9 protein-coding genes are annotated in these 11,640 nt (G+C 73.2%); 4 read left to right on the plus strand and 5 right to left on the minus strand.

From position 1 onward, the window contains the following. The first annotated feature begins 95 nt into the window (after nt 1-95). The 4 genes from HHX40_RS06100 to HHX40_RS06115 all read left to right on the plus strand — a co-directional run bounded on the left by HHX40_RS06100 (nt 96) and on the right by HHX40_RS06115 (nt 6,147). Nucleotides 96-497: a pilus assembly protein TadG-related protein gene (locus tag HHX40_RS06100; protein WP_182879723.1), complete on the plus strand. Its 402-nt coding sequence runs from the start codon at nt 96-98 to the stop codon at nt 495-497. After that, a complete protein-coding gene (locus HHX40_RS06105) occupies nt 494-4,369 on the plus strand; it encodes a hypothetical protein (protein ID WP_182879724.1) in 3,876 nt (1,291 codons plus the stop codon). Before HHX40_RS06100 ends, HHX40_RS06105 begins: the two co-directional genes overlap by 4 nt. Nucleotides 4,370-4,480: 111 nt before the next feature. Further along, the gene (locus HHX40_RS06110) at nt 4,481-5,158 is read left to right on the plus strand and encodes a hypothetical protein (RefSeq protein ID WP_182879725.1); all 678 of its coding nucleotides are present in this window, start codon (nt 4,481-4,483) and stop codon (nt 5,156-5,158) included. After that, on the plus strand, nt 5,146-6,147 hold the full coding sequence (locus HHX40_RS06115; RefSeq protein WP_396775483.1) for a hypothetical protein: 1,002 nt from the start codon (nt 5,146-5,148) through the stop codon (nt 6,145-6,147). Before HHX40_RS06110 ends, HHX40_RS06115 begins: the two co-directional genes overlap by 13 nt. Nucleotides 6,148-6,208: 61 nt before the next feature. Here HHX40_RS06115 and HHX40_RS06120 read toward each other — a convergent pair whose 3' ends face one another. From HHX40_RS06120 to HHX40_RS06140, 5 genes are all read right to left on the minus strand, one after another. Then, a complete protein-coding gene (locus tag HHX40_RS06120; RefSeq protein ID WP_138460610.1) occupies nt 6,209-6,706 on the minus strand; it encodes a methylated-DNA--[protein]-cysteine S-methyltransferase in 498 nt (165 codons plus the stop codon). After that, the gene (locus tag HHX40_RS06125; RefSeq protein WP_182879727.1) at nt 6,703-8,367 is read right to left on the minus strand and encodes a DNA-3-methyladenine glycosylase 2 family protein; all 1,665 of its coding nucleotides are present in this window, start codon (nt 8,365-8,367) and stop codon (nt 6,703-6,705) included. The genes HHX40_RS06120 and HHX40_RS06125 overlap by 4 nt, the downstream gene beginning before the upstream one ends. 161 nt (nt 8,368-8,528) lie before the next feature. After that, entirely contained in the window at nt 8,529-9,464 is a 936-nt protein-coding gene (locus HHX40_RS06130) for an NYN domain-containing protein (protein ID WP_111698282.1), read from the minus strand. Between the two features lie 162 nt (nt 9,465-9,626). Continuing rightward, a complete protein-coding gene (locus HHX40_RS06135) occupies nt 9,627-9,851 on the minus strand; it encodes an acyl-CoA carboxylase epsilon subunit (protein ID WP_182879728.1) in 225 nt (74 codons plus the stop codon). Beyond that, a complete protein-coding gene (locus HHX40_RS06140; protein ID WP_111698458.1) occupies nt 9,848-11,437 on the minus strand; it encodes an acyl-CoA carboxylase subunit beta in 1,590 nt (529 codons plus the stop codon). The genes HHX40_RS06135 and HHX40_RS06140 overlap by 4 nt, the downstream gene beginning before the upstream one ends. Between the last annotated feature and the right edge of the window lie 203 nt (nt 11,438-11,640).

Raw genomic sequence — 11,640 nt, forward strand, 5'->3', positions numbered from 1 at the left:
GCGCCGCCCTGCGGCCGGGATCACCGGGTGGAGGCGCGCGTCGTGCACACCGGACACGCCGGGCCGTACGGCATAGAGCGGCGGAGCGGGGCTCCATGTCGGTGTTCGTGGTCCTGTTCTCAGGGGCGGTGTTCCTGCTGGCCGGGTTGCTCGTCGACGGCGGGGCGGCCATCAACGCCCGGCTGAAGGCGGCCGACATCGCCGAGCAGGCCGCCCGCGCCGCCGCCGACCAGATCGACGAGGAGACCCTGCGGGCCTCCGGCCAGGTGCGCCTGCTCGCCGACGACGGCGCGGTGTGCGGCCGGGCCGAGGAGATCACCACGGGCCGCGACGCGGAGGGCGTACGCATGACCGACTGCACGGTGGGTGGTGGCCAGGCGGAGGTGACGGTGGGGGTGGCGGTCCACTGGGACGCCTTCTTCCTGTCCGCGCTCGGCTTCGCCGGCTCCGACATGGAGGCCGAGGCCACGGCCGCACCGGATCCGGGGGAGGAATGACGGACAGGTCCACACCGCAGGGCCGGCACTCCGCCCGCGAAGCCGCAGGGCAGACACAGGGGCAGACCCAGGCGCAGACGCAGTGGCCGGACCGCGCCGCCGCGCCGTCGCGCGGCGTGCCCGGCCGTACGGGCTACGCTCCCGGCCAGTCGTCCAGCCACGCTCCCGGCCAGTCGTCCGGCCATGCTCCCGGCCAGTCGTCCGGTCAGGCTCCCGGCCAGTCGTCCGGCCACGCTCCCGGCGAGTCGTCCGGCCACGCTCCCGGCCCGTCGTCCGGCCACGCTCCCGGCCAGGACTACTACCAGGCCGTCCGTCAGGACCCCGGCCGGGGACCGCGACCGCGTCCCGAGGGCATGCCGTCCGTGCTGGCACCACAGCGGGCCCCTGAGCACTGGCGCGACGACCGGACGGCGCGGCCGCGGCCCAGGCGCGGGGCGAAGGACGTGTTCGCCGGCATCGGGGCGTTCATCGCGCTCGTGGGCCTGGTGGGCGGCGTGCCGTACGCGCTGCTGAGGCTGGCCGGGCCGCCGATCAGCGGCGACCTGCTGAACCTCGATCTGTTCACCGACCACGTCGGCCCGGAAACGGTCATCGCGATCCTGGTCCTGCTGGTGTGGCTGGCCTGGTTGCAGTTGTTCCTGTGCGTGGTCGTCGAGGTGTACGCGGGACTGCGCCGGGTCGGCATGCCGGCCCGCGTGCCGTTGTCGGGCGGCACCCAGGCGCTCGCGAACCGCCTCGTCGGCGCCGTCCTGCTGCTGTTCACGGCGACCGCCGCGGTGGTGCCCATCGCCCGCGCGGGCGCGCCCGTCGTGATCAAGCCGCAGACGGTCGCCGCCGCCACCGTGTTGTCCGCGCCGGTGCCCCAGACCGAAGCGGACCGGCCGGCCCTGCACGCCAGGGAGGTCAAGAAGGTCTACGTGGTGCAGCCCCCGCACGGGCGTCACCACGAGAGCCTGTGGGAGATCGCGGACAAGTGCCTGGGTGACGGGCGCCGCTATCCGGAGATCTACCAGCTGAACCAGCACAAGGAGCAGCCCGACGGCAGTCGCCTCCACATGGCCGACCTCATCCGCCCCGGCTGGGTGCTCGACATGCCGGACGACGCGAGGAACGTCCACGTCGTGCCCGTCGACGAGGACCGGCCGGAGATCCTTGGGGAGCACCGGAACGCCCCCGCAGAACTCGACGGCACCACCCGTTACGGCGGCGGCGCTGGGGAGACGGACACCAAGGGCGACGTCCGCGCGCATCCCCGCCCCACTCCCCACCACACGGCCGGCGGCGCCCAGGAGCGCTCGCACGCCACGCCCGACCCGCGCGCCTCGGCCGGCGGAACCGGTTCCCACGGCAGCTCGGCCGGTGGCGAAAGGGACACGACGCTGCCGGACCAGGGCTCGGGAGACACCCCGGCCGGGCCGGGCGGGAACGTGCGGCACACTCCGCCGACGGCCGGGCCCGCCACCCCGAGGCCGGAGGGCACTCAGCATCAGGGCGACGCACGGCACGAGCCCGGCAGGGTGACCCCTCAGCCGGGCAAGCCGGGGGTCGTGCTGCCACCGCCCGCGATGCCGCAGGATCCCACCGCCGCGCACTCGCCGGGTCACAGCGGCAAGGCCACCACGCCGGACGCGCACGCCACCGGCAAGGCCTCGACGCCGGACGCGCACGCGACGGCCGAGGGGTCACGGACGCCACGGCCGATCACGACCACCACCGCCCAGCCGGCCGCCGTGGGAGAGGCACGACCCACCGAGCACCCGAGCGAGCAGGCATCCGGGCGAGCGGCCGACCAGCCCGGCGCGGGGTCCGCGCGGGAGGAGGGGCAGCCTCGGACGCATGTCCGGCCCGTCGCCGAGGCCACGGCGCCCGGTCACCACGCAACCGCGTCCCCGTCCGCCTCGTCGTCCGCCCCCTCGCCCGGTCCGACGGCCGACGCCCACGGCGCACCCGCCGCGGCGGCCGGCGACCACGACGGAAGCGGGCCCGAAAAGGACGGGCCCGGTGAGGACGGGCAGCGGGGCGGGCCGGTGCTCGCCGACTACCTCGCGGCGTCGTCACTGGCGGCGGCCGGGCTGCTGGCCCTGCTCGGCCGCAGGCGGCGGGAGCAACTGTGGCGCAGGGCGTTCGGGCGGCGGATCGCACGGCCACGCGGAGACGCCGCCGAGGCCGAGGTCGCCATCCGCCTCGGCGCCGACGCCCCCGGCAGCCGGATGCTCGACATCGGCCTGCGGCTGCTCGGCCGCCTGCTGGCCGACTCCGGCAGGCGGCCGCCCACCATCTACGCCGTCCACCTGTCCAGCCGGGGCCTCGACCTGTGGATCCACCCGGCCGAGCAGGACGCGCCCGAGCCGTGGGAGGCCTGCGACGGCGGGCAGGTCTGGCGGCTCCCGGCCCACGAGGGGCGCCGCATCGACGAGCACGCGCTCGCCGGGGTGCCCGCGCCCTACCCCGGACTGGTCTCGCTCGGCACCGGTCAGGGCGGCCGGGTCCTGGTCGACCTGGAGGCCGCCCACGGCATCATCGCGATCACCGGCGCGCACACCGTCGCCGCCCTGTCCGCGCTCGCCGTGGAACTCGCCACCAACCGCTGGTCCGACGACATGCGCCTCACGCTCGTCGGCTTCGGCGAGGAACTCGCCCTGCTCGCGCCCGAGCGGATCAGGACGGCGGGCAGCCTGGCCGAGGTGCTGCCCGAGTTCGAGGAGCGCGGCCGGCACGACGGCGACGTGCTCACCGGCCGTGTGCACAGCCGGGTGGCCGATCCCGCCTACACCCCGCACTACCTGCTGTCGGCCATCCGGCCCGACGAGGACGAGGCGCGCCGGCTGGCCCTGCTCGGCAAGGGCACCCGTACGGCGACCGGCTTCGTGATCGCGGGCGCGGTGCCGCACGCCACCTGGAAGTGGGACATCACCGACGGCGGGCGGACCCGCGTCGACGCCCTGGGCCTGGACATCGAGGCACACCTGCTGCCGCGCAGGCACTACGACGCGGTGGTCGGCCTGTTCCGGACGGCGCTGCGGCAGGAGAGCGAGCCGCTCACCCCCGTGACGGAGCGGCTCAGCGAGGAGCCGCCGGCCATCGAGGTGCGCGTCCTCGGCCCGATCGAGATCAGCCCGGTGAATCCGCTCGAAGAGGGCCGGGCCGCCCTCGCCCACGAACTCGTCGTCTACCTCGCCACGCATCCCGACGGCGTGCATCCGGTCGTCCTGGCCGGGGTGCTGTGGCCGCGCGGCGTGCAGACCGCGGTCCGCGACGCCACCATCGCCCGGGTCGCCGAATGGCTCGGCCGCGACTCCGAGGGGCGTCCCCATCTCTTCGCCGACCGGTCCGGGCGGTTGCGGCTCGGGCCGGAGATCCGTACGGACTGGCGGTTGTTCCAGGACCTCGTACGGCAGGCGAGCGAGTGGGCCGGGACGTCCTCCTCGGGCGAGGTCGAGGAGGACCTGCTGAACCGGGCGTTGCGGCTGGTGCGCGGGCCGCTGCTGAGCGGCAGGCCGCCGGACCGGTACGCCTGGCTGGCGGCCGACCCGCTGGAGTACGACGTGACGGCCTGGGTGGCGGACGCGGCGCACCAACTGTGCGAGATCAGGCTGCGGCGCGACGACCCGTACGGCGCGGTCGCGGCGGCCCGCGCCGGGTTGCTGCTCGCGGCCGACGACGAGGGGTTGTGGCGTGACCTGCTCCGCGCCTCGCACGCGACCGGGGAGCCGGTCCGGCTGCGGGCGGTCGTCGACGGCCTGGTGCGCCGCGCGGCCTCCCACCCCTACGGCGGTGGGATGGCCCCGGAGACCGAGGCGCTCATCGACGAGTTGCTGCCCGACTGGCGCCGCACCCTCTCACCCGATCTCCGAACCCAACGTCTCGCCTGAGCGGAGCGCCTGATGCCCGACCCATGCCGATTCGAGCATGACGCTGGATCATCACCGGCGACCCTTTCTAGGGTGGGACCGGCGGGGGATCGCGTACTGCGGAGGACCCCCTTGACGCGTCCGGGACTCGCCACGGCGGCGGCCACACTGCTCGTGTCGGCCTGCGCGCTGCTCACGTCGGCCTGCGCGGCGCCGGACGCGGACCACGGCTTCACCCCCGGTGGTGGCGCGGCCGCGCCCGCCGCGGCCGGTGCGGCGACCGGTGTGACAGGCGACGAGACGGGTGACGACGTGATCACGGCGGCGCCCGGCCTGCGGATCGAGATCGATTGGCCGCAGGGGCTCGACCCGGTGCGGTCGGCCGTGGTCAAGGCGTTCGCCGACGACTTCACCGCCCAGTGGCGGGCCGTCGGCACCCTCGGCGAGGACCGGTCGTACACCAAGGGGATCGACCCGGGGTCGTCGGCCTTCCGTGACGCCGACAAATGGGTTCACGGATTCCTCAAGGACAGGCAGTCGGCCCGGGGCGTCGCCAAGGTCTACTCCCTGACCGTGCCCGCGATCATGGGGCGAGGGGCCGAGGCGGACGCCTGCGTCGATCTGACCGGCGTACGGCTGACCGACCAGGAGGGCACCCCGCTGGCAGGTCAGCCCGCCTGGCTGAAACGCCCGCGTGCGGTCTTCCTGCAGACCGCCGGACTGCGCCGCGGGGACGACGGCGCCTGGCGAATCGCCATGTATCACCACGCGGACTATCCGGACGAGCGCGCTAAGGAGTGCCTCCGTTGACTACAAGACCGACAATCGCGGTGACGTCCCTGCTGGCGGGCGGCATGCTCGCGGTGCTCACGCCGCTTGCCACGCCGCCCGCCTCGGCGGACCCGGGCGCCGGGCCGCACGGCGAGGCCTTCCAGCACGGCAGGAAGGCCGGCGTCAAGCTCACCAACTCGAAGATCACGCTGTCCGGCAGCGGACTCAGGGGCAAGAGCGACGGCTACAAGATGCCCAATCCGTGCTGGTACGAGCCGAGCATGTCGGCGCAGGAGGCGCGTGACCTCAAGGTGCGGGAGAAGAAGGAGTCGGTGGAGACGGGCGGCGACTACCGGCCGGACCTCGGCGAGTTCTCGAGCAAACTCGACGAGAAGGGCTCGTGGTGGGGAGTCGGCTACAACGCGGGCGACCCCAAGGGAGAGGCGTGCGCGTCCGGGCGTGACCCGCTCGTGTGGGTGCCGGAGGGGGACACACCCGCCGGAGGCATCACGTTCGAGCAGCTCGCGCAGCTCGCCCGGGCCGCGCTGACCGTCCCCCAGCCGACGATCAAGCTGAGCCCGGACGCCAAGAGCTACGTGAACCTGGAGACATGGGTCTGGCTGGACCAAGCCAACCAGGCCCCCAGATCCGTCACCGCCACGCTGCCCGGGGTCATGTCCGCCACCGTCACGGCGACACCGGACAAGAACGGCATGACGATCAAGCCGGGGACGTCGCCCGACCGGGCCGACGTCATCACCACCGGCTGCGGCCAGACCGGCCATCCGTACGTCAAGGGTGGCGATTTCACCTGCGGGGTCCGCTACAAGCGCGCGTCGATCGACCAGCCGCGCAAGGTCTACACCCTCACCGTGACGACCACCTGGAACGTCGTCGGCAACGGCCAGAACCTCGGCGGCGGTGCGGTCGACCCGTTCATCTACGCGCCGCTCAACTACGCGCCGGTCCAGGTGAACGCCCAGCGCGACGTGCCCGTGGGGGAGGTCCAGAGCGTCGTCCAGAAGTGACCGGCCGCCCGGCTCACCGGGCGGCTCGTCAGGCCACTCGCTGGTCAGGCCACTCGGCCGGTCAGGCCACGCCGGACTCGTGGGCGAGCAGCCATTCCTTGACCGGCGTGCCGTAGTAGTAGCCGCCGTAGCCGCCGGTCGAGGGCAGCACACGGTGGCACGGCACGAACGGCGCGACGAGGTTCTGCGCGCAGGCCGACCCGGCGGCCCGCGCGGCGGTCCTCGGCAGTCCCGCCCGCTCGGCCAGCACGGCGTACGACACGGTGGTGCCGGCGGGCACGGCGCGCAGCGCCTCGTACAGGCGCTGCCTGGTGGGCGTGCCCGGCTGCCGGGCCGGGACCCGGTCGAGGGCGTCGATCTTCCCGTCGAGGTATTCGCGGACGGCCAGCGCCGCGTCGCCGAGGTCGTCCTCTCGCAGGGGGAGGGCCCGCAGCGACGGCGAGAGCCGCGCGTACATCTCGCGGGGATCGGCGGTGAAGCCCGCGGCGACGAGCGCGCCGTCGTGGGCCAGCAGGGCGAGAGGGCCCACCGGGGTGGGCACGATCTGCGTGAGGATCATCTGTTCGTCACGTCCATCTCGTGAGTACGAATCGTGGGCTGAGGCTGCGCGGCGTGGCTCCACAGGTGGACCGCCGCGTACGCGCGCCAGGGCCGCCACCCCTCGGTCTCGCCGGTCGTGATGCCGAGCCGGTCCATGGTCCTGCGCAACACGAGGTCGCCCTCGGGCCAGGCGTCCGGGTCGCGCAGCGCGCGCAGCGCGATGTAGCTCGCCGTCCACGGGCCGATGCCGGGGATCGCCAGCAGCCGGGCCGTGGTGTCGGCGGGGTCCCCGGCGCCGTCGAGGTCGATCTCGCCGGAGGCGACCCCCTCGGCCAGCGCCCTGATCGTGGCGGTCCTGCGGGTGGTGAGCCCGAGGCCGTCCAGATCGGCGTCCGCCAGCCGGTCGGCGGTGGGAAACAGCAGCGGGATCTCGTTCACCGCCTCCGGGGTGGGCTCCCGATCGGTGAGGGAGGACTTCCGGTGAGCGGTGGAAAGGTCCTGTTCCTCGTCGGCGCGGTTCCGGTCCGCGGTGGTGGTGTTCCGGGCGGCGGGGGGAGGGTTCTGCTCCGGGCCGGGGGCCTCTCCGCCCGGGCCGGCGGAGTTCGGGTCCGTGACGGCGGGGGTTCCGGCGCGGGTGGCGATGCGGCCGAGCAGCGTGCGGGCTCCGGCCACCGAGATCTGCTGCCCCACGACGGCGCGGACGGCCGCCTCGAACCCGTCGTACGCCCCCGGCACCCGCAGGCCCGGCCGGGCCTCGACCAGTGGCGCGAGCGACGTGCGGCCGAGGATCTCCCGCACCGCCCCCGGGTCGGCGTCCAGGTCGAGCAGCCGGCGGCACCGCGCCACCAGCGGCGACAGGCGGTGGGCCTCGGTGGTCCGCACCGTGAGCCTGACGTGGTCCGCGGTGGGCCGCAGGGTGATCGAGCCGCCCGGGACGGCTCGGGTGTACGCCGCGACGTCCGTGCCGGACCAGCGGACCGCCTCCACCCCCGGGATCGCCCGGGCGGCGAGGAAGCGCAGCACCGACTGCGCGTCGTACGGCTGCCGGTGGCCGAGCCGCAGGGTCAGGCCGCTCGCGGGGGAGCAGACGCCCCCGCCGCCGACCGGCCCGTTGCCTTTGCGCAGCTCGCCCGGCGCGAAGCCGTACGACTCCTTCATGGCCGCGTTGAACTGCCGTACGCTCCCGAACCCGGCGGCGAACGCGACGTCAGTGATCGGCAGAGTGGTCTCGGTGAGCAGTTGCTTGGCGAGCAGCAGCCGCCGGGTGCGGGCGACGGCGAGGGGTCCGGCGCCGAGTTCGGCGGCGAACAGGCGATGGAGATGGCGCTCGGTCACGTGCAGGCGCCGGGCCAGCCCGGCGACGCCGGAGTCGTCGGCGACGCCGTCGTCGATCAGCCGCAGCGCGCGTCCCACCAGGTCGGCGCGTACGTCCCAGCCGGGGTCACCCGGGCTGAGCTCCGGGCGGCAGCGGCGGCAGGGCCGGAATCCGGCGGCCTCGGCCGCGGCGGCGTGCCGGTAGAAGCGGACGTTTCCCCGTCCGGGCGTGCGCGCCGGGCAGATCGGGCGGCAGTAGATGCCGGTGGTCGTGACAGCCGTGTAGAAACGCCCGTCAAAACGGGAGTCCCGGGCGGACACGGCCAGGTAGCACGCGTCGAAGTCGAGCTGTCGTGTGGTGGTCACGCACACGACGTTATGCCCAGGCCACCGATGCGGGCTCGCGGAAATCGGACGTGGACGTCACACCGAATCATCAGGGCCGAACGCCCAGGAGTGGTCGCGCTCGCGCGAGGCCGGGCGGTGCGGCGCCGGGCCATGCTCTCGCGCGGGACGGGAGGTCGGCGTCACTTGCTGGAGATGCCGACCCCGAGGTCGAACTCGCGGTACACCCGGGCCCAGAAGCCGTCGCGCAGCCACACGCGCGCCTCGGGATAGGGCCGCAGGGAATGGCCGAGTTCCTTCTCGGCCTCGATGAGCAGTTCGGTGTCGATCACCGTGGGCAGGATCGGGCCGGGCAGCAGGTCGCGGATGTTGTCCCGGCCGCGGGTCAGTATCCATTTCTGCGCGACGTGCTCGCCGACCTCCTCCACGTGGGGCCGGCCCGGGCCCAGCTTGGAGGTCTGGCCGACCGGCGTCTTCGGCGGCATCGGCTTGGCGCGGCCCGCGAAGACCTGGGCGGGCGACGGCGCGGGCGTGACGGGCACCGGCACGGGAGCGCGGGTGAAGAACGGACGCAGGAAGTCGGCGCTCAGGATCTCGACGGTGTCCGACTCCCAGACGAGCCGTTCGGCCTGGTTCGTCCCGAACGGCGGCTCGACGCCCCACAGGTGGACGCGAACGCCGTACGCCTGGGCGGCCTCCACGGCGGGCACCATGTCCTCGTCACCGGCGATCAGCACGGTGTCGTTAACGGCGTGGTGCCGGGCGAGCGCCTCCAGGTCGCTGCGGATCTGCGCGTCCACACCCTTCTGCTGGCCACGGGCGTTCAGGTTGCCGAGCCGCACCTTGACCCAGGGCAGCTGGGCGATCACCCGCTGGTCCACGGTGGGCACCCGGTCGCGTGCGGCGTCGTACCAGTACACCCGCAGCAGTTCACCCGAGATGCGGTCCACAGCATGCTTCTGCAGCGACTGGATCAACTCGTCCGCGGCGACGCGGTACTCCTTACGCTCCTTGGCGCCTAAGAGAACTTCACCGGCAGCGGCGTAAAGGTAACCGACGTCCACCAGAACGGCATACTTTGCGGCGATCCCATGTGCGCTGAAGTCCGGGATGGCCATGGTGTCCTCCAGGACTCGTCACTAGATGATCAGGCGACTATATTCCCCCGCTTTCTAGATAGTCCCAACTCTTGGGCCAGTTGACACCCGGTTCCGTCGATGTAATCAGGCTGTGGTCCCCGGCTGATCCCCGGCTGATCCCCGGCTGATCCCGGCTGCCGGTCACCGGGCGCCGGGGAGGAAGGCGGAGCGCCACGCCCCCGGGCCGTGCCGCAGCGCCGGGCGCATGCCGCGCCCCGCGTACCTCCAGTTTCCGCTGGTGGCGGGCGGTGCCTCCCGTGGGGCGTGCGCCGACGCCCGGGCCAGCAGCGCGGCGAGCAGGGCGGCGGTCTCCTCGGGGGTGGCGTCCCCCCGGATGATCTCCAGGTACGGCTCGCGAGTGCTCACAGCGGGATGTTCCCATGCTTCTTCGGCGGCAGGGCGGCCCGCTTGTTGCGCAGTGCCCGCAGCGCGCGGACGATCTGGACCCGGGTGTCCGAGGGCCGGATCACCGCGTCCACGTAGCCGCGCTCGGCGGCCAGGTACGGGTTCGCCAGCGCGTCCTCGTACTCGGCGACGAAGTTCGCCCGCGCCGTGTCCGGGTCGTCGGCGGCGGCCAGTTCACGCCGGTAGAGGATGTTGACGGCGCCCTGCGCCCCCATCACCGCGATCTGGGCGGTGGGCCAGGCCAGGTTGACGTCCGCGCCGAGGTGCTTGGAACCCATGACGTCGTACGCCCCGCCGTACGCCTTGCGGGTGATGACGGTGACCAGCGGCACGGTCGCCTCGGCGTAGGCGTAGAGGAGCTTGGCGCCGCGCCGGATGATGCCGTTCCACTCCTGGTCGGTGCCCGGGAGGAAGCCCGGCACGTCGACGAAGGTCAGCACCGGGATGTTGAAGGCATCGCAGGTGCGGACGAACCGGGCGGCCTTTTCGGAGGCGGCGATGTCGAGCGTCCCGGCGTAGCTCATCGGCTGGTTGGCGACGACGCCCACCGAACGCCCCTCGACCCGGCCGAAGCCGACCAGGATGTTCGGCGCGAAGCCCGCGTGGATCTCCAGGAACTCCCCGTCGTCGAGGACGTGCTCGATCACCGTGTGCATGTCGTACGGCTGGTTGGCCGAGTCGGGGATCAGCGTGTCGAGCACGCGGTCGTCCTCGGTCGTCTCCAGGACCGCCTCCGCCTCGAAGGCCGGCGGGTCGTCCATGTTGTTGGACGGCAGGAACGACAGCAGCGCCCTGGCGAAGTCGAGGCAGTCCTGCTCGTCGGACGCCTCGTAGTGGGCGACGCCGCTCCGGGAGTTGTGCGTGTGGGCCCCGCCCAGCTCCTCGAACGTCACCTCCTCGCCGGTGACGGTCTTGATCACGTCCGGGCCGGTGATGAACATGTGCGACTTCTCCCGGACCATCAGCACGAAGTCGGTCAGCGCGGGGGAGTAGACCGCGCCACCGGCGCACGGGCCCATGATCAGCGAGATCTGCGGGATCACCCCGGAGGAGTGCACGTTGCGCTTGAAGATCTCCGCGTACAGGCCGAGGGAGACCACGCCCTCCTGGATGCGCGCGCCGCCCGAGTCGTTGATCCCGATCACCGGGCAGCCGGTCTTGAGCGCGTGGTCCATCACCTTGACGATCTTCTCGCCGAAGACCTCGCCCAGCGAGCCGCCGAACACGGTGAAGTCCTGCGCGAACACCGCGACCGGGCGGCCGTCCACCGTGCCGTACCCGGTCACGACCCCGTCGCCGTACGGGCGTTCGCGGTCCAGGCCGAAGGCGGTCGCCCGGTGCCTGGCCAGTTCGTCGAACTCCACGAACGAGCCCTCGTCGAGGAAGGCCGCGACCCGCTCGCGGGCCGTCATCTTTCCCTTGGCGTGCTGTTTCTCCACCGCCCGCGCGGAGCCTGCGTGGGCCGCCTCGCCGAGGCGCCGCTCCAGGTCGGCGATCTTGCCCGCGGTGGTGTGGATATCGATCTCGTGGGCGCGTTCCGCGCTCATCGTCACCTCGCCGTTCCTCGCATGCTCAGCGGGTCCCGCGATCCGGTCCGGGCCGCGTCGAATCCATGGCCGACAGGTTAACGAGACTCGCACCGCGAGGTCGCGCCGGGGCGCGGCCGGAAAGAGCCGGGGAGGAGTCCTGGAAGAGTCCTGGGCGGAGTCCCAGGAGGAACGGAGGCCGCGTGTCGTTCGTTCGGCCATAC

The sequence above is a fragment of the Microbispora sp. H10949 genome (assembly GCF_014161435.1).
Taxonomy (GTDB): domain Bacteria; phylum Actinomycetota; class Actinomycetes; order Streptosporangiales; family Streptosporangiaceae; genus Microbispora; species Microbispora triticiradicis.